This window comes from Streptomyces sp. NPDC028305 (genome assembly GCF_055569495.1).
Genome location: NZ_JBVHTN010000002.1, coordinates 1,044,504 through 1,061,419, shown reverse-complemented (window position 1 = coordinate 1,061,419; position 16,916 = coordinate 1,044,504). Strand labels below are relative to the sequence as shown.

The following is a 16,916-nucleotide window of genomic DNA, read 5'->3' as shown; positions in this document are numbered from 1 at the left end:
AGAGGCCCGGGCACGGCGCCGCCGGTCACGCGGCGGCGCGCTCGCCCCCGGTGCGCAGCCGCAGCAGCACCACTCCGTACATCCGGTCCGCCGGGCACAGGCCCCACTGCTTGGAGTCCTCCGAGCGGGGGTGGTCGCCGCGCAGCACCAGCATGCCGGGCGGCACCCGGCCGGGCCGGTCGGCCGCCGCCCCCGCCACCCAGGGCGGCACCGGGTCCCCGACCGCCGCGACGACGCGTTTGACGTACCATCCGGCGGCCCCGGAGGGGTCGGCGGGACCGTGCCACCCCGTGGCGCGGTCGGGCCGCTGGACGACCACGATCCGGCCGGGCCGGGCCCGGCGGCGGTGGCGCAGCACCAGCAGCACATCGCCGTGCAGCAGCGCCGGGGTCATGCTGCCGCCCCGCACGGTGACGGTGGACAGCACCAGCCGGGCCGCCGCCGCGGACCCGATGACCAGCGCCGCGGCCGCGGCCCAGCCCAGGGCCGGGCTCATCCGGCACCCACCGTGGTCGGCACCGCGCCGGTCTCCCCGGACCCCGGCCGGGCGCCGCCCGCCGACGGGTCCGGGTCCTCCCGGTAGCCCTCCGCCTGGGTGTGGAAGAGCCGGGCGTAGACACCGTCGGGGGACGCGGTGAGAGAGGCGTGGTCGCCGCTCTCCAGGATCCGGCCGTCCTGCACGACGACGATCCGGTCGGCCCGGCGGACGGCGCTGAGCCGGTGGGAGACCAGGACGCTGGTGGAGCCCTCGCGCAGCGACCGCAGCCGGTCGTGGACGGACCGCTCGGCGACCGCGTCGAGACCGGAGCTGGGCTCGTCCAGGATCATCAGATCGCGGCCCTGACGCATCAGCCCGCGGGCCAGCGCCAGGCGCTGCCACTGCCCGCCGGAGAGATGGACGCCGATGGTCCGCGCGGCCTCCTCCCCGTCCGCCCCGCCCTCTTCGTCTTCCTCCTGGTCCCCCGGGTGGAACAGCCTGCTCAGCATGGTCCGGTAGCCGGCCGGCAGCCGCTCGACGGTCTCGTGGACCCCCGCGCTCCGGGCGGCGGCCCTGACCCGGTCCTGGTCGTCGATCGCCGCGAGGTCCCCCAGCCCGATGTTCTCGGCGGCGGTGAGGTCGTAGTCCATGTAGTCCTGGAACACCGCCCCGATCCGCTGCCGCAGCCGCTCCACGGGTACGTCGCGGATGTCCACGCCGTCCCACAGCACCGCGCCGCGCTGTGGGTCGTAGAACCGGCAGAGCAGCTTGATCAGCGTGCTCTTGCCGGCACCGTTGAGCCCCACCACGGCCACGCTGGTGCCGTGCGGAATGGTCAGGTTCAGACCGCGCAGAATCCACGGGGAGTTCTCGTCGTAGCGGAACCACACATCGCGCAGCTCGATGGCGCGGGCCAGCGGGGCGAGCTCCCCGGCGTGCGAGGGCCCGGCCAGGTCGTCCCGGACCCCGGCCACCATCAGAAAGTGGTGGAAGACCAGGGCGGACTGATGTCCCTGGGCGATGCCCTGCACCAGGACGCCGAGCCCGGACTGGAGCCCGGCCAGGGAGGCGATGAAGACCGACACATCGCCGATGCTGATCGTCCGCGCGGCCGCGGCGTGCACGGCCCACAGCAGCCCCCCGGCCGACAGCAGGGCACCGAGGGCGGCGAGGGAGACCTGGACGCGCACCACGCCGCGCTCCAGCCGGTCCTCGGCGGTGTTGGCCGCGCGCAGTTCGGTGAGCATCCGGCCGTGCAGGAAGTCACCGAGCCCGAACAGGCGGACTTCCTTGGCGGCCTGAAGGTCAGTCAGCAGCATCTGGTAGAAGAACTTGCGCCGCATGACGGGGCTGGTGTGCCACAGCAGGCCGGCGCGCCGTCGGCTCAGCGCCAGATGGGCGATCATCGCGGGTACGGCGGCCACCAGCGCGGCGCCCGCCATGACCGGGCTGATCGCCAACAGGGTGCCCAGGAATCCGGCGATGCCCAGCGTCCCTTGCAGCGAGGACAGGCCCATCTGGACCAGCTGGTCCGGGGCGTGCTCGGCGGACTGCTGAGCCAGCCGCAGCCGGTCGTGGAAGCGCGGCTCCTCCAGGCGTGCCAGCCCGCTCAGCCGGTTGACCGCGGCGAACAGCCGGTCCTGTGCGTGCAGGCCGATGGCGCGCCGGGCGCGCCCCTGAGCGTAGGCGGTGACGGCCGAGGTGGCGGCCATCGCGATGCCCAGGGCGCCGATGCCCGCCGCCATCCACACCAGCGCCCCGGTCCGGGGGTCGGGGGAGGTGAGCTCGTCGAGCGCGACCTTGGTCAGCCAGGCGGTGGCCACCGGTGCCGTGCCGCCGATCACCGCCATCGCGGCCTGGAGGAGCAGCATGCCGGGGCAGGCCCGCCAGGCGAGCGCGTAGGCCGCCTTCATCCCCCGGACGACGGAGACCTCGTCTGCCATGTCTTCCGTGTCGGGCTCCATGCCGGGGCTCGTGCCGGGCTTCGTGCCGGGGACGACGTCGCTCACGGCACCGACGGCTGCGCGGGCTCGCCCAGCCCCTCCAGGCCGATGCTGGTGGCGGTGGCGACCCCGTCGGGGCCGTAGTGGGCGAATCCGGGGTAGAAGCGGGCCCCGAAGAGGTTGCTGACGGGTGCGTCGAGGAATTCGGGCACCACATGGTCCGCGACGCCCGCGAGGCGGGCGGCCAGTTCGCTGTCGGCCGCGTCGATGCCGACCACCGTGGCCAGCACCGTGCCGCCCGCGTCGCGCACTCGGCGCGCGCGCTCGCCGAGCTCGGGGACGCTGTCGTCGCAGCTCGAGCACTCCAGCGACAGAAAGGCGACCAGCGCCGGCCGGCCGGCCAGTTCGTCACGGGTGACCGTCGCGCCGTCGGCGGTGACCGCGGTGAAGGCGGGCATCCGGTCTCCGGGCGCGATCCCCAGCTCGAGCTCCCCGTCGAATGCGACGGGGCCGTGGTGGCCGTGGTGCGCGGCCGGCGGGGCGCTCAGCCGGGCACGCCAGCGGCGCGCCACGGCCAGGGTCAGCACGACGTTCAGCGCGGTGACCGCCGCGACCAGAACGAGTCCTGCGACGAGGTATTCCACGGGTGTCCTTTCCGGCTCCGGCGCCGTCTCACCGGCCGAGGTCCCCGACCGCGACCGGGGACTCGAAGAGCGCGGCGATGTCATCGACGAAGACGATCAAAGTGGTGAGCAGCCCGGCCGCGACGACGGCCAGTGCGATCCCCGGCGCATGGGCGGGCACCCCGTCGCCCAGGCGCAGCGCCACGAGGGTGCCCAGGCCGGCCGCCGCCAGCAGTACCGCGTTGCGGGCGACGTGCCAGCCGCTCATGGGGACCTCACTGGCGCCGAAGCAGGCGCACTTCACCGTCTTCCCGCGGACCAGCACCAGGATCGGGACGGCCGTCAGACCGCAGCAGAACAGCGTGGCGAGGACGAATCCGATGGTGACGGTGGGCGGGACGGCCAGCACCAGCGCGATCAGCAGCTCGGCGACCGGGACCAGTACGGCGAGGGGGGACCTCAGCCGCGCGGGGATGAAGTCGAAACCTTCGAGGGAGGCGGCGAAGACGCCCGGGGAACGCAGCTTGGACACCGCCGCCAGCGTCATCACCGCCACCAGAGCGAGGCGGCAGGCAAGCGATACGTACAACACGGAGGCTCCTGGGAGGGGTTGCGCGAAGGCGATGTGGCCGCTTCGGCGGAGGCCACATCGCGGCTCGTTCGGCGAGCTTCGGCGTGCCGACGTGGCCGCCCCGACGGGATGGCCACGCGGCAGATCAACCGGCGTTATTCAGTGCTCAGAGTAAATCAGCAGTAGTTGTGGCTCATGCTGTACCAGGCGCCGCAGACGACCTTGCAGGCGCCGTTGGTCGAGCAGTTGCGACAGAAGCAGGTACCGCTCATTTCCTTGCACTCGGTGTACGGGTCCGGCGGGCAGGCGGCGTCGGCGGTGGCCTTGGGAAGCAGCACCTCGACGGCGCGGGTGACACGCTCGGTCACGCTGCGGAACATAGCTTCTCCTTGGGGTTGGTGTGATCGGTTTCCGCACACGGGTGGACCGCCGCCACAAAGGGACGTCGAACGCGGCGGCCGCGGCCCGCGCGGGCTTTGTGGGTGGGCCTTCGGGACGCTAGGAGGCGACCGGCTGGGCCCGCAGGGCGGCGACGCCCGCGCCCGCCGTGGTCACCATGCCGTCGGGCCCGTACCAGGCGTAGCTCGGGTAGTGCTTGGCGCCGTACCGCTTCGACAACTCGGCCTCGGAGTCCTCGGCGATCACGATGTCCATCACCTCGCCGAGCATCGCGGCCAGCTCGCTGTCGGCCGAGTCGTCTCCATGGACGATCGCCAAGGAGGTCCCTCCGTCGGCCCGCAGCCGCTCGGCGTGCCCGGCGAAGAGGGGCACGGCGTCGACGCAGGCCTTGCAGGTGAGCGAGAAGAACCCGACCAGGGTCTCCTTCTCGAGCAGAGTGCGCTCCGTCACCGCGGTGCCGTCAAGGGCACGAGCGGAGAAATCGGGGAGCCGGTCGCCGGTCCGGATGTTGGAGATGGCTCCGGTCGTGGGGAAGCCATGGCTGTGCCCGCCGCCACCCGAAGCCTCCAGTTCCCGCCAACGGCGGAGCACCACCAGGAGGATCACCAGGTTCAGCGCGCTGACGACGCCGACCAGGACGAGCCCCACCACAGCGAAAATCACGACATGCGTCCTCTCCCTGGAACCTGCGGGCACCGGCGCCCCGCGGCCGCTCGCCGATGACCATGTCGAAGCGGGCTAACCGGTCCCTAACAGGCCCCTAACAGCCCGCCAACACCTCCCCCGGGGGGTTTCAGGGACAATGGAGATCCATCCCGAGCACGGCGGACCGCGGTGCTCACCTCACGGCAGGAGTTCAGGCACGTTGTCCCGGAAGCGCGAAACCCCCGCGGTCGGCACCCCCGCCACCGCCCCCGACCGGCTCGACCTGCGGGCCGACTGCGCGAACTGCTTCGGACTGTGCTGTGTCGCCCTGCCCTTCGCCGCCTCGGCCGATTTCGCGGTCGACAAGCCGGCCGGGCGGCCGTGTACGAACCTCCAGTCCGACTTCCGCTGCGGCATCCACGCGCACCTGCGCGAGCGGGGCTTCTCCGGCTGCACGGTCTTCGACTGCTTCGGGGCGGGCCAGAAGGTCTCCCAGGTCACCTTCGGCGGCCGCGACTGGCGTCAGGCGCCCGACACCGCGCCGCGGATGTTCGAGGTGTTCCCCGTCATGCGGGCCCTGCACGAGCTGCTGTGGTACGTCACCGAGGCGCTGACCCTGCCACCGGCCCGCCCGGTCCACGCCGACCTCCGCCGCGCGCTGGAGGACATCGACGCCCTCACCCGCGGCAGCGCCGAAGCGCTGGCCGGGGTGGATGTGGCGGCGCTGCGCCAGGAGGTGAACGCCCTGCTGCTGCGGACCAGTGAGCTGGTGCGGGCCCGGGTCCCGGGCCGCAAGAAGAACCACCGGGGCGCCGATCTCATCGGGGCCCGTCTGAAGGGCGCCGATCTGCGCGGGGCCAACCTGCGCGGGGCCCGTCTCATCGCGGCCGATCTGACCGGCGCGGACCTGCGGACCGCCGATCTGATCGGGGTGGACTTCCGGGACGCCGAGCTGACCGGAGCCGACCTCACCGGAGCCGTCTTCCTCACCCAGGCCCAGCTGAACGCGGCCAAGGGAGACGCCACCACGAGGCTGCCCCGGACGCTCAGCCGCCCGGCGCACTGGCCGTCCGGTGAATGATGCACGGGAACGGCCGCTGAGAAGGTATAACCGTTACCAGAACGAAGAGTTGACGTTTTTCGACGAGACAGGGGCCGTGGCTTGGACCGAGGGCCTCGGAGGTAACGGGTGCGGTATCGGGTCCTGGGCACGCTTGAGCTGAGGGACGGCGGCGAATGGACCTCCCTCGGCCCTGCCAAGTGGCGCATGCTGCTGGCGGTGCTGCTGTGCCACGCCAACCGGACCGTGCCCACCGAGCGGCTCATGGACGAGCTGTGGGGCGAGGAGGGGCGCCCGCAGAGCGCGGGCAAGCTGCTCCAGACCTATGTCTCGCGGCTGCGGCAGGCCCTGGGGGACGAGTCCGGCGACGTCCTGATCACCGACAAGCAGGGGTACAAGGCCCACGGGTACCGACTCGCCGTGGAGGCGGCCGAGTTCGACGCGCACCGCTTCGAGCAGCTGGTCGAGGAGGGGCGGCGCGGTCTGGACCGGGGCGCCCCCGAGGCCGCCGCGGAGCGGCTGCGCGAGGCGCTGGCGCTCTGGCGCGGCTCCCCCTTCCAGGACGTGCCCCCGACCCCGGCCGTGGAGGCGGAAACCGCAAGGCTCGAGGAGTGCCGTCTGGAGGCCCTGGACGCCCGGGTCGAGGCGGATCTGCGGTGCGGCCGCCACGCCTCGGTGCTGGGCGAGCTGGAGACGCTGACGGCCGAGTACCCCTTCCGGGAGGATCTGCGCGGCCGGCAGATGCTGGCGCTGTACCGGTCCGGGCGGCAGGCCGACGCCCTGGCGGCGTACCGCGATCTGCGCCGGGCCCTGTCCGACGAGCTCGGCGTCGAGCCGACCCCGGCGCTGCAACGGCTGCACCAGCGCATCCTGGCCGCCGACGAGACCCTGATGCCGCCGCCACCGGACCGTACGGAGGAGGGGGCACCGCGCGGCGGCTGGGGGGCGCCCTCGGCCGCTCCCCGGCCGGCTCCCCGGGGCCCCCAACAGCTGCCGCCCGCCAGCCCCGCCTTCACCGGGCGGCACAGCGAGGTCGCCGTGATCCGGACGCTGGTCGAGGAGCGGGACGACCTGGTGGCCGAGAGCGGCGAGGGCGGCGCGGGCGGGCGGCCCGTGGTGATCGCGGCCATCGACGGCACCGGCGGGGTCGGCAAGTCGAGCCTGGTCATCCACGCCGCGCACCAGCTCGCCGACCGCTTCCCCGACGGCCAGCTCTATGTGGATCTGCACGGCGCCACCGCGGGGCTGACCGCCCTGGACCCCGGCGAGGTGCTCGGCCGGTTTCTGCGCGCCCTGGGGGTGGACGGCTCCAGCGTCCCCAGCGACACCGACGAGGCGGCGGCCCAGTTCCGCTCCCTGGCGGCGGGCCGGCGGCTGCTGGTGATCCTCGACAACGCCGCCTCCGTGGAGCAGATCCGCCCGCTGCTTCCCGCGGGCCCCGGTTGCAGCGCGCTGGTCACCAGCCGCGAGATGCTCACCACCCTGGAGGGCGCCACCCATCTGCACCTGGACGTCCTCCCCCGCGACCAGGCCGTCGCGCTGCTGGAGCGGATCGTCGGCGCGGAGCGGGTCGGGGCCGAGCCCGAGGAGGCCGAGGCCATCACCCGGCTGTGCGGCGGGCTGCCGCTGGCGCTGCGGATCGCCGGGGCCCGGCTGGCCGCCCGCCCCAACCGCCCGCTGCGCTCCCTGGTGACCAAGCTGACCGACGCGCGCGGCCGGCTGGACGAGCTGAGCTTCGGCGACCTGGCCGTCCGTACCAGCTTCCAGGTCAGCTATGACGCCTTCCGCGAGGGCCGGCGGTCCGACGACCAGGACGCGGCGCGGGCGTTCCGGCTGCTCAGCGCGTTGCCCGGGCCGGATGTGAGCCTGCCGGTGGCCTCGGCCCTGCTGGGCTTGAGCGAGAGCCGGGCCGAGAGCGCCCTGGAGCGGCTGGTCGACGCGCAGCTGCTGGAGAGCCCGGACTCGATCCGCTACCACATGCACGATCTGCTCGGGCTGTTCGCCTCCGAGCGGGCCGAGCAGGAGGACTCCGAGAGCGAGCGCTCGTCGGCCGTGACACGCGCGCTGTCCTGCTATGTGGCCACCGCGCAGCAGGCGGTCGCCCTGCTCGATCCGCTCCGCCCCTGGCCGCGCCACGCCGTCGAGAGCGCCGTGGTCCCGCTCCGCGACGGCCGGGAGGCGGAGACGTGGCTGAAGGCCGAACTCCGCAATCTGCTGGCCGCCGTTACCCACTCCGCCGACCAGCCGGAGCCGGTGGCGCGCCTCGGGATGTGGCTGGCGCAGTGTTTGCAGTGGTTCCTCTATCCGCGGGCGCACACCCAGGACCTCCGGACGATCAACGAGCTGGCCATGCGGACCGCCCGCCGCCTCGGCGACCTGGAGGGCGAGGCGTGGGCGCTTGACCACCTCGCGGGGGCGTGCTGGCTGGAGCACTCGTATGAGGACATGCGGGAGTGTCTGGAGTCCGCGCTGGAGATCTGGCGGGAGCTGGGTCATCGCGAGGGCGAGCTGCGCTCTCTGTGCAACCTGGCCGACGCGCTGTGCGAACTGGAGCTCCACGAGGAGGCCATCGAGGTGCAGGAGCGCCATCTGGCCCTGGCCCGGGAGACCGGCGACCGGGCGGCCGAGGTGGTCGGCCTGGGCAACCTGGGCCGGGCCCACCGCGGTCTCGGCCGGTCCGAGGAGGCGCTGACCTGCTTCAAGGAGAGCCTGGAGGGGGCGCGGCGGACCGGCAACATCCACCACCAGGGGTTCGCCCTGTACGAGATGGGGATCACGTACATGGAGCAGGGGAGGTTCCCCGAGGGCCGGACGCACCTGGACCAGGGCCTGCCGGTGTGGAAGCAGGCGGGTACGTACGAGAGCTGGCGCGGGCACACCTGGAGCGGGCTCTTCCCCGCCTTTATGACGCTGGACGTACGGCCCGGCCCGCGCTGAGGCGGGCCGGGCCGGGGTCTGCCCGTGGGTTACGGCTTGCGGGCGACGCCGCCGTAGGCCCAGACGCGGGACGGGTCGTGCTCGGCGCCGATGCCCGGCCGCCACAGCGGCAGTTGCACAAGGCCGGGCTCCAGGAGTTCCAGCCCGCTGAAGAATCCCTGGATCTGCGACTGGTCGCGTGCCCCGGACGAGACGGGGCTGGTGAACCCGGACCAGTCCCGGTAGGGGTTCTGTGTGAAGTCGCCGGTGACATGGGACAGGACCAGACAGCTGCCCGGCGCGGCCCAGTCCATGAGCTCGGCGACCAGGCCCCAGGGGTCCTCCGCGTCGGCGATGTAGTCGAGGACGAACGCCATCACGATCGCCACCGGTTGCTGCGGGTCGAGCAGCCGGCGCAGCTCCTGGTTGTCCAGGATCCGCTCGGGCTCGCGCAGGTCGGCCCTGATGGTGGTGGTGCCCGAGCCGGCCAGCAGCGCGCGTCCGTGACTGGCCACGATCGGGTCGTTGTCGACGTAGACGACCCGGGCCAGCGGGTTGACCGACTGCGCGACCTCGTGGACGTTCGGGTTCACCGGCAGGCCCGAACCGATGTCCAGGAACTGGGTGATGCCGTCCGCGGCCAGGTCGCGGACGGCCCGGGCCAGGAAGCGGCGGTTGGACAGCGCGGTGTCCCGGACCTCGGGGGCGACCTTCAGAAACCGCTGGGCCTGCTCGTAGTCGGCGAGGTAGTTGTCCTTGCCGCCGACGAGGTAGTTGTAGACCCGGGCGGGATTCGCCTCGCGCCCCTGGCCGCGGCCGTGGCCGGCGTGTGGCCGGCTTCCCGGTGTCCTGAGCCCGATTCCGGCTCCGCTGCTGTTCATCCCGAATTCCCCTGACACGAGCATTGCCACCGCCTCACCGCATGCCGTTGCGCGTCATTGCCCGCGCGGCGCGAGCCCGGGCCGCCAGGTGACCGTTTCCCGCGGCCCCGGTTCCGCCCAGGCGACCGGGGCGCGGGACCACAGGTGGAAGGGCTGGTCGAGGTTCCCCTGCACCTGGCTGAGCTGTCCCCAGGAGTACACGTCCGAGTGGACGGCCGCGGCCTGAAGCGCCGCCTCGAGGCAGGCGCGTGCGGTCTTCTCCGCGCGGCAGGTGCCGCTGGGGCCGGACCCTTCCACTCCGCCGGAGACCTGAAAGGTGCTCCAGGCGTAGAGGGCTTCGTGCTCGGTGTGCGTGTGCTGTTGCTCGTCGACGTTCACTGGCCCTCTCCAGACGCATCCCAACCGGACGGCTGTAGCGATGTGTCCAGTGTGGAAGAGGGCGGGGTAGCGGCGGTATAGCGGCGGTAAACCGAGGGGCGGGCCGGTATACCGCGGCCACCGGTGAGCCCGTATCCGCTGGTGGGAGCCGGGTTCACCGGTGGGGTGGGCGCGCGGCGCGCCACGTGTCGCGGTATCGCCGCCTCAGCCGGCCGCGAACCGAGCCCAAAAGAAAAGGGCGCCTACTCGGCCAGCCAGTCCAGGATCTTGCGGTTGATGACCTCGGGCCGCTCCAGGTGCAGGAAGTGTCCCACCCCCTCGACCAGGTCGACGCGCGAGCCGGGCGGGAGGTGGTCCTTGGCGCTGCCGACCACGTCCGCGCCGATGCACCCGTCGTCCGTGCCGTGCAGATAGAGCGTGGGCCGCTCCCCGGTCCGGGTGACCGCCTCCTGCTCGGCGGCGTACTTCTCCAGGTGCTTCGACGGGTCGAACAGGGCGCGGTAGTAGCCGATGGCGGCCTCGAGGTTGGCCGGCTCCCGCAGGCTCTCCTTGACGTGGGCGATGTCCTGCTCGGCGTGGTGGTAGCCCGGCGACCAGTCCCGCCACAGGCCGTCGATCAGGGCCATGTCGTGCGCCGCGGCCCCCGCCTCGGCCAGGGGCGTCTGGAACAGGAAAATGTAGAACGAGCGCTTGAACTGGCCGTAGTCGAAGCCGAAGAAGTCGGCCAGCACTCCGCCGAGCGGCGGGACGGTCATGGTGACGGCCCGCCGCCAGCGCTCGGGGGAATGGCCGGTGGCGCCGTAGGTGGCGATCGCGCCCCAGTCGTGTCCGATGAGCACGGCGTCGTCGCCGCCGCCGAGCGCGTCGTGCAGCGCGTTGGCGTCGGCGGCCAGCGCGCCGGCCTGGTACGCGCCGTCGGCGGGTATGCCGGTGGGCGCGTAGCCCCTCATGAAGGGCGCGACGGCGTGGTAGCCCGCGTCGCCGAGGGCCGGTAGCAGATGGCGCCAGGTGTGCGCGGTGTCGGGGAATCCGTGGAGGCAGAGCGCCAACGGCGCGTCGGTCGGGCCCGCTTCGTAGTAGGCGAAGTCAAGTCCGTTTGCGTTGACATATTTCAGCTGTGTCACGCCGGGGATGCTATGCCACCCCCATGGGCTCGTCCATGAGCGGCAGGTGTCCCTGCCGCGGCCCACCGCCTGCCCCTTCGATGGGCAACACCGTTGCGTTCACGTGTTGTTCGATGTTGAGGAGGGCGGTGCAACACACGGGCGAGGGTGGCAGACTGCGCATCACACCGTCCAGTTGACCGAGCAACGGACGTGTGTGCGTATTTCCGGCACAGCGCGAGGGAGCCCCTATGACCGGCCAGAGCAGTGGAGTCGCGGAGGACCGCGGCTCCATGGTGCACCGCGGATTCCTCTACCAGGACGAGGAGGAGGTGGTCTCGGTCGGCGTGCCTTTCCTGCGCGCCGGTCTCGAGGCCGACGACGCCGTCGCCGTCGTCGCCTCCAAAGCGAACATCACCGCGCTGCGGGACGCTCTGGGCCAGGACGCCTCGTCGGTGCAGTTCGAGGACGCGCTCAGCTGGTACCAGCACCCGGTGCGGACCATCGCCGCCTACGACGCCTACGTCAAGGCCCAGAAGCCCCGCCGGGCCCGGCTGGTCGCGGAGCCGGTGTGGCAGGGGCGCACCCCGCTCGAGGTCGTGGAGTGGGCGCGCTACGAGTCCATCGTCAACGCGGCGTTCAGCGACTCCGGCGCGCGCGTGATCTGTTGCTACGACCGGGAGACGCTGCCCAACGAGATCCTCGACTACGCGCGGCGGACCCACCCCGAGATGATCGACGGCGAGGGGCCGCGCAGGAGCCCGCAGTACACCGACCCGGGCCCGTTCATCGCCACCTGCGACCGCCGGCCGCTCCCCCGCGCCCCCCGGCTGGCCGAGATGATGTCCATCGACACGGCCGACATGGACGCCCTGCGCGCCTTCGCCACCGAGCGGGCCGACCGCCACGGGCTTGCGGGTGACGCGCTGCGCGACATGGTCGCCGCCGTGGTCGAGGTGGCCACGACCGCCGCCCGGCACGGAAGGGCGCCGGCCGCCCTCCGGATGTGGACCGACAACGGCGATCTGGTCAGCGAGATCTCCGGCCCCGGCCACTGGTACCCGGACGCGCTGTGGGGCTTCGCCCCGCCGGCCGACTCGGAGCCCGCGTTCGGGCTGTGGGGGGTCCGCATGCTGTGCGATGTGGTGCAGATGCAGGCCGACACGGACGGCACCGTCATCAGGCTGCGCACCCGTATCTGAGCGCGGATAAACCGCGGAAAGGCAGCGGCCCGGCGGGCGAAGGCGACGGCGCGTGTTCCTGAGGTGTTCACGCGCTGTCGCCTTCGTCCGCCGGGCCGGATCATTACGGTGCCGATCATGAACGGACTTCAGGTGTCACGCCGCGCCGTGCTCGGCGGGGTCTTGGGAGGGGCCGCGGGGCTGGCGCTCGGCGGTACGGCGACGGCCGCGGAGCCCGGGCGCGGCAGGCCGCCCCGGGTGCTGGTGGCCACCAACGAGCCCTGGGGTACGTACCACGTCAAGCCGCTGCTCGCCGAGGTGGCGCGGCGCGGGTGGCAGCTGACCCAACTGGTGCCGGACTACACCCAGATCACCCCCGGGGACCCGGTGCGGGTCGCCACCCCGGCCGACGCCCCGGAGGCGGATCTGCTGGTCGTCACGGGGGCCGGGGACTGGCCGGCGGACTGCGCCGCCCGGTTCCGGCGGCTCCCGCTGGCCGCGAGCGCCCTGGCCTACCAGAAGCCGGTCGAGGCGCCGCGCGCCCGCGAGCTGCGCCCCCGGATCCGGCTGCTGACCGCCTCCTCGCCTGCCGAGGGACGGGCGTTCGCCCAGTACCTGGGCACGCGGCGGCCGGTCCGGGCGGTCGGTTCACCGCAGACCGACCGCCTCCCGGCGCGCCGCCCGGAGCCCGGTCTGGTGCTCGTCCTGACCAGCGTCACACACCCGGACGCCACGGGAGACGCGGCCCCGGGCACGGAACTGCTGCTGGCCGGTGCGGAGAAGCTCGCCGCGGCGGGCAAGCGGATCCTGGTCGGTCTGCACCCGCGCGAGGACCGCCGGCTCTGGGACCGCTACGAGATCAGCGACGTCCCGTCGGTCACGGCTTCCGCGCGCGCCGAGGCGGCGATCGGCATCCCCGGGACGGTCTTCCCGCTGGTCGCCGCCGTCGGCACCCCGCTGGTCGGCTGCACCGACCCCGAACTGACCGTGCCGGACTACCTGCTGGCGGTCTGCTCGGCCACCGTCGACGACGCGGGCGCGGCGGTCGCCGCGGTGGACGCGGCCCACCTCCCGGATGCCGCCGTCCTCGCGGACGCCGTCGGGCCGGTCGGCGGCTCGGCCGCCCGGCTGCTCGACGCCTGGCTGCGCTGCGCCCGGCAGGGGGCCCGCCGCCCCTGAGCGCGCGGCTGCGGTGCTCCTCGGCGCCGGCTCAGTGGTGGTGGTCGGCGCGGGTGGCGCGCCGGTAGGTCGTGGTGATCCGGGCGAGCTCCTCCGGGGACCGCGCGTCCCCCGAGCGCTGCATCTCACGGTTCGCGGCGACGACGGCGGCGGTGGCCTCCCGCCGCGCCTTCTCGTAGGCGGCCAGGCCGCGGGAGAAGTCACGGGCGAGCTCCTCGGCCAGTACCCGGGCGTCGACGATGGCCTGCGAGGCCCCGTTGGCGCCGACCGGGTACATGGGGTGCGCGGCGTCGCCGAGCAGGGTGACCCGCCCTTCGCCCCAGGTCGGCAGGGGGTCACGGTCGACCATCGGGTATTCCAGGATCTCCGGGCTGTTCTCGATCAGCGCGGGTACGTCCAGCCGGCCCAGGTCCCAGGCGCCGAAGTGCTCCAGGACCTCATCGGCGCGCCCCGGGGAGTTCCAGTCGGCGCCGCCGGGCAGCGGGCCCGGCTCGGCGACCGTCACCATGGCCACCCAGTTCACCAGGGACGGGCCGATCGGATACGCGATCAGCTCGGCACCCGACGGGCCGCGCGCGATGATCATGGAGCGGCCACCGGGAAACGGCCCGGCCTCGGCCGCCCCGCGCCACATCCGCACCCCCGACCACAGCAGCGGGCCCTGGTCGGGGTGCAGCCGGGCGCGCACCGCCGAGTGCAGCCCGTCCGCGCCGATCAGCGCCGCCGCCTGAATCTCGGCCCCGGGAACCCGGGCCCGGACCCCGTCGGCGTCCTGCTCGAAGTCCAGCAGCCGGGCGCCGGTGCGTACGGCCTGCGGGCCGAGCCGGTCGTACACGGCGGCCAGCAGCAGGGCCTGAAGCCGGCCGCGGTGCACCGAGTACTGCGGCCACCGGTAGCCCCCGGCGAGCCCGCGCGCCTCGGTGAAGAGCGTGTTCCCGGACGGGTCGCAGTACACGTTCTCGGCGGTGGCGACCGAGATGCGGGCCAGGTCCTCGCCGAGGCCGAGCGCGGTCAGCTCCCCCACGGCGTGCGGCAGCAGATTGATGCCGAGGCCCAGCGGGCGCAGCTCGCGGACGGCCTCGATCACGGTGGCCTCGATGCCCGCCGCGTGCAGGCTCAGGGCGGCGGTCAGCCCGCCGATCCCGGCCCCGGCGATGAGCACCCGCACGGTCAGCTCCTGATCTCGGGGCGGTCGATCACGCGCAGCCAGCTCCCGTCGGGCTGGCGCCGTACGACCTGGACCCGCCCGCCGGTGTTGTCGGCGGGGTGCGTGGAGGTGACGGCGAGGTCGCCGTTGCGGACGGTCGGCAGCGCCGGTTCCTGCTCGAAGCGGGGCACCTGCGCGAGCATCCGCTCGAACACGGCCCGGATCGCGTCGCGGCCGACCGTCTGCGACCCGGGCGGATAGGCAAGCACGGCGTCGGGCTCGTACAGCTCGGCGAGGCCCTCGGCGTCCCCGGCGTTGGCCCGCTCCACGAACAGGCGGGTGAGGTCCTCGGGCTCGGTGGCCCGCTCGCGGGCGGTGGTCCGATCGGTCATGGCTGCTCCCGGTCTCCGGTCGTCTCTCGTCCTGACACCTCCACTCTGCGGCCTCGCGATCTAGAAGTCCAAGAGCTGGTTGTGCTGCTCGCTAGAATCAATCGTTATGGAACTTCGGCAGCTCGAATACTTTGTGGCCGTGGTCGAGGAGGCCAACTTCACCAGGGCGGCGGAGCGGCTCCATGTGGCCCAGCCGGGCGTCAGCGCGCAGATCAGGCGCCTGGAGCACGAGCTCGGGCAGGAGCTGCTGGACCGCTCGGGGCGCTCGGTGCGGCCGACCGAGGTCGGCGCGGCAGTCCTCCCCCACGCCCGGGCCGCGCTCTCGGCGGTGTCCGGGGTGCGGCTGGCCGTCGAGGAGCTGACCGGGCTGGTCCGCGGACATGTCGCCATCGGTACGGTGACCTCCCACAACGTCGACCTGGCCACGCTGCTCGCCGAGTTCCACGACGACCACCCGGCAGTGGAGATCACCCTCACCGAGGACGGATCCGACCGGCTCATCGACGCGCTGCGCGGCGGCCGGCTGGACGCGGCGATCATCGCCTTCGGCACCACGCCCCCGCCGGACCTCGAGACCCACGTCGTCACGGAGGACGCGGTGGTCGCGGCCGTCAGCCCGGATCACGAACTGGCCGGGCGGTCGACGATCCCGCTCGACGCGCTGCGCGACCGGGTGCTGATCAGCCTGCCCCAGGGCACGGGCATCCGCTCGCTGCTCAACGAGGCCTGCGCCGCGGCCGGGTTCACCCCGCACATCGCCTTCGAGGCCGGCACCCCCGCGGTGCTCGCCCAGCTCGCGGCGCGCGGGCTGGGCATCGCGATCGTGCCCTCGGGCATCGTGCGGTCGCGCGAGGACCTGCGCGCGCTCACGATCACCCGGCCCGCGCTGCGCGGCACCCTGGCGCTTGCCTGGCGCGCCGAGGGCCCCATCAGCCCCGCCGCCCGCGCCCTGATCGGGCGCGCGCGGCGGCAGATCGGCGACTGGGCAGCCTAGGGCAGTTCCAGGAGCGCCTGCGCCGGGAGGTGGTCGCTGGGAAACTGGCCGTCCCGGGAGTAGGTGTTGATGGTGGCGGCATGCGTGCGCACCGCGGGCGAGGTGAGGATCCAGTCGATCCGGTCACCGTCCGGGACCAGCGGCTTGTAGCCGTGGAAGGTCGCGTACAGCGCGCTGCGCCGCTCGGCGGCGTCCCAGGCGTCGACCAGGGAGCCGCCGCCCAGCATCGCGTCGTAGACCGGGTTGCCGTGGGCGGCGACGTTGAAGTCGCCGGTGACGATGCGGGGCAGGGCGGCGTCGAGGCCGCCGAGCCGCTCGGTGATCAGCGCGCCGGCGCGCTCGCGGGCGGGCTGGCTGCGGTGGTCGAGGTGGGTGTTCAGGGCGTAGAACTGCCCTCCGGTGCGCTTGTCATGGAAACGGACCCAGGTGACCATGCGGACCACCGCCCCGCCCCAGGTGTTGGACCCGATCACATACGGGGTGTCGGACAGCCAGAAGTGGTCGTACTCGAGCGGTTCGAGGCGGCCGGTGTCATAGAAGACGGCCATGAACTCATCGCGGCTGCCGCCCGCCCGCCCCGTGCCCAGCCAGTCGTAACGCGCCCCGAGGTCCTGGGCGATATCGCGCAGCTGGCCGTACAACCCCTCCTGGGTGCCGAGGAGTTGGGGCGCCTCGCGGCGCAGCAGCTCCCGCATCACGGGGCGGCGCCGGGCCCAGGAGTTGGGCTCGGCGTCGGAGGCGTAGCGGAGGTTGAAGGTCATGACGCGCAGCCGCGCGTCACGCTCCGGGCCGGAGTCGGCCTCGGCGGCGCCCTCGGCGTGGATGGCCAGTGGCATGGCCAGGGCCGCGGCTGTCGCGGCGCGCATGCCGTGGCGACGGCTGAACACAGGTGCGGGCATGGCTCCTCCGTAAGGTCCGGCGATGGCCTCAAGTCTCGGGCCTCGCGGTGTGGGCGAAGTGACCTGCGGTGACCGTGCTTTGAAACGTAGGACTACCCGCGGATTGCCGCCGAGCCACCGCGCGGCG

At 73.2% G+C, this 16,916-nt stretch carries 17 protein-coding genes; 5 read left to right on the top strand and 12 right to left on the bottom strand.

Annotation, left to right across the window (positions count from 1 at the left end; translation table 11 throughout):
• Nucleotides 1-25: 25 nt before the first annotated feature.
• The 6 genes from ACZ4WQ_RS10790 to ACZ4WQ_RS10765 form a co-directional block, all read right to left on the bottom strand.
• Complete coding sequence (locus tag ACZ4WQ_RS10790; RefSeq protein ID WP_385343585.1) at nucleotides 26-496, bottom strand: S26 family signal peptidase; 471 nt, start codon at nucleotides 494-496, stop codon at nucleotides 26-28.
• Nucleotides 493-2,487 carry an ABC transporter ATP-binding protein gene (locus tag ACZ4WQ_RS10785; RefSeq protein ID WP_385343582.1) on the bottom strand — a complete coding sequence of 665 codons (1,995 nt, stop codon included), beginning with the start codon at nucleotides 2,485-2,487 and terminating at the stop codon, nucleotides 493-495. The genes ACZ4WQ_RS10790 and ACZ4WQ_RS10785 overlap by 4 nt, the downstream gene beginning before the upstream one ends.
• Nucleotides 2,484-3,065 carry a TlpA family protein disulfide reductase gene (locus ACZ4WQ_RS10780; RefSeq protein WP_398376846.1) on the bottom strand — a complete coding sequence of 194 codons (582 nt, stop codon included), beginning with the start codon at nucleotides 3,063-3,065 and terminating at the stop codon, nucleotides 2,484-2,486. Before ACZ4WQ_RS10780 ends, ACZ4WQ_RS10785 begins: the two co-directional genes overlap by 4 nt.
• Before the next feature lie 28 nt (nucleotides 3,066-3,093).
• The gene (locus ACZ4WQ_RS10775; RefSeq protein ID WP_398376844.1) at nucleotides 3,094-3,636 is read right to left on the bottom strand and encodes a MauE/DoxX family redox-associated membrane protein; all 543 of its coding nucleotides are present in this window, start codon (nucleotides 3,634-3,636) and stop codon (nucleotides 3,094-3,096) included.
• Nucleotides 3,637-3,791: 155 nt separating this feature from the next.
• Nucleotides 3,792-3,995: a hypothetical protein gene (locus ACZ4WQ_RS10770; protein ID WP_311723059.1), complete on the bottom strand. Its 204-nt coding sequence runs from the start codon at nucleotides 3,993-3,995 to the stop codon at nucleotides 3,792-3,794.
• 118 nt (nucleotides 3,996-4,113) lie between these two features.
• Nucleotides 4,114-4,677 carry a redoxin domain-containing protein gene (locus tag ACZ4WQ_RS10765; RefSeq protein ID WP_311723060.1) on the bottom strand — a complete coding sequence of 188 codons (564 nt, stop codon included), beginning with the start codon at nucleotides 4,675-4,677 and terminating at the stop codon, nucleotides 4,114-4,116.
• 202 nt (nucleotides 4,678-4,879) lie between these two features.
• Between ACZ4WQ_RS10765 and ACZ4WQ_RS10760 the strand changes: the two genes are divergently transcribed.
• Nucleotides 4,880-5,740: a pentapeptide repeat-containing protein gene (locus tag ACZ4WQ_RS10760; protein WP_385343574.1), complete on the top strand. Its 861-nt coding sequence runs from the start codon at nucleotides 4,880-4,882 to the stop codon at nucleotides 5,738-5,740.
• 108 nt (nucleotides 5,741-5,848) lie between these two features.
• Complete coding sequence (locus ACZ4WQ_RS10755; protein WP_398376843.1) at nucleotides 5,849-8,656, top strand: AfsR/SARP family transcriptional regulator; 2,808 nt, start codon at nucleotides 5,849-5,851, stop codon at nucleotides 8,654-8,656.
• 29 nt (nucleotides 8,657-8,685) lie between these two features.
• Here ACZ4WQ_RS10755 and ACZ4WQ_RS10750 read toward each other — a convergent pair whose 3' ends face one another.
• The 3 genes from ACZ4WQ_RS10750 to ACZ4WQ_RS10740 form a co-directional block, all read right to left on the bottom strand.
• Nucleotides 8,686-9,516 (bottom strand): SAM-dependent methyltransferase, encoded by an 831-nt coding sequence (locus ACZ4WQ_RS10750; RefSeq protein WP_398376842.1) that lies wholly within the window; start codon nucleotides 9,514-9,516, stop codon nucleotides 8,686-8,688.
• Between the two features lie 54 nt (nucleotides 9,517-9,570).
• Nucleotides 9,571-9,894 carry a hypothetical protein gene (locus tag ACZ4WQ_RS10745; protein WP_311723064.1) on the bottom strand — a complete coding sequence of 108 codons (324 nt, stop codon included), beginning with the start codon at nucleotides 9,892-9,894 and terminating at the stop codon, nucleotides 9,571-9,573.
• Between the two features lie 242 nt (nucleotides 9,895-10,136).
• Nucleotides 10,137-11,018, bottom strand: coding sequence for an alpha/beta fold hydrolase (locus ACZ4WQ_RS10740; RefSeq protein WP_311723065.1), 882 nt, complete (start codon nucleotides 11,016-11,018; stop codon nucleotides 10,137-10,139).
• 230 nt (nucleotides 11,019-11,248) lie between these two features.
• On the opposite strand from ACZ4WQ_RS10740, the gene ACZ4WQ_RS10735 reads away from it, so the two are divergent.
• The gene (locus ACZ4WQ_RS10735; protein ID WP_311723066.1) at nucleotides 11,249-12,199 is read left to right on the top strand and encodes a sensor histidine kinase; all 951 of its coding nucleotides are present in this window, start codon (nucleotides 11,249-11,251) and stop codon (nucleotides 12,197-12,199) included.
• A 117-nt stretch (nucleotides 12,200-12,316) separates the two neighbouring features.
• Nucleotides 12,317-13,357: a hypothetical protein gene (locus ACZ4WQ_RS10730; RefSeq protein ID WP_398376841.1), complete on the top strand. Its 1,041-nt coding sequence runs from the start codon at nucleotides 12,317-12,319 to the stop codon at nucleotides 13,355-13,357.
• Between the two features lie 31 nt (nucleotides 13,358-13,388).
• Here ACZ4WQ_RS10730 and ACZ4WQ_RS10725 read toward each other — a convergent pair whose 3' ends face one another.
• The gene (locus ACZ4WQ_RS10725; RefSeq protein ID WP_398376839.1) at nucleotides 13,389-14,525 is read right to left on the bottom strand and encodes a flavin-dependent oxidoreductase; all 1,137 of its coding nucleotides are present in this window, start codon (nucleotides 14,523-14,525) and stop codon (nucleotides 13,389-13,391) included.
• 2 nt (nucleotides 14,526-14,527) lie between these two features.
• Nucleotides 14,528-14,896 carry a YybH family protein gene (locus ACZ4WQ_RS10720; protein ID WP_358843621.1) on the bottom strand — a complete coding sequence of 123 codons (369 nt, stop codon included), beginning with the start codon at nucleotides 14,894-14,896 and terminating at the stop codon, nucleotides 14,528-14,530.
• Between the two features lie 106 nt (nucleotides 14,897-15,002).
• Here ACZ4WQ_RS10720 and ACZ4WQ_RS10715 point away from each other — a divergent pair, with 106 nt between their 5' ends.
• Nucleotides 15,003-15,890: a LysR family transcriptional regulator gene (locus ACZ4WQ_RS10715; protein ID WP_311723070.1), complete on the top strand. Its 888-nt coding sequence runs from the start codon at nucleotides 15,003-15,005 to the stop codon at nucleotides 15,888-15,890.
• Here the strand turns inward: ACZ4WQ_RS10715 and ACZ4WQ_RS10710 are convergent.
• Nucleotides 15,887-16,789: an endonuclease/exonuclease/phosphatase family protein gene (locus ACZ4WQ_RS10710; protein WP_398376838.1), complete on the bottom strand. Its 903-nt coding sequence runs from the start codon at nucleotides 16,787-16,789 to the stop codon at nucleotides 15,887-15,889. The two genes, ACZ4WQ_RS10715 and ACZ4WQ_RS10710, sit on opposite strands and share 4 nt — an antisense overlap.
• Between the last annotated feature and the right edge of the window lie 127 nt (nucleotides 16,790-16,916).

Coding starts and splice junctions, on each gene's coding strand:
- ACZ4WQ_RS10790 (WP_385343585.1), bottom strand. CDS start 496: ATGAGCCCGGCCCTGGGCTGGGCCGCGGCCGCGGCGCTGGTCATCGGG.
- ACZ4WQ_RS10770 (WP_311723059.1), bottom strand. CDS start 3,995: ATGTTCCGCAGCGTGACCGAGCGTGTCACCCGCGCCGTCGAGGTGCTG.
- ACZ4WQ_RS10750 (WP_398376842.1), bottom strand. CDS start 9,516: ATGAACAGCAGCGGAGCCGGAATCGGGCTCAGGACACCGGGAAGCCGG.
- ACZ4WQ_RS10735 (WP_311723066.1), top strand. CDS start 11,249: ATGACCGGCCAGAGCAGTGGAGTCGCGGAGGACCGCGGCTCCATGGTG.
- ACZ4WQ_RS10730 (WP_398376841.1), top strand. CDS start 12,317: ATGAACGGACTTCAGGTGTCACGCCGCGCCGTGCTCGGCGGGGTCTTG.
- ACZ4WQ_RS10720 (WP_358843621.1), bottom strand. CDS start 14,896: ATGACCGATCGGACCACCGCCCGCGAGCGGGCCACCGAGCCCGAGGAC.
- ACZ4WQ_RS10715 (WP_311723070.1), top strand. CDS start 15,003: ATGGAACTTCGGCAGCTCGAATACTTTGTGGCCGTGGTCGAGGAGGCC.
- ACZ4WQ_RS10710 (WP_398376838.1), bottom strand. CDS start 16,789: ATGCCCGCACCTGTGTTCAGCCGTCGCCACGGCATGCGCGCCGCGACA.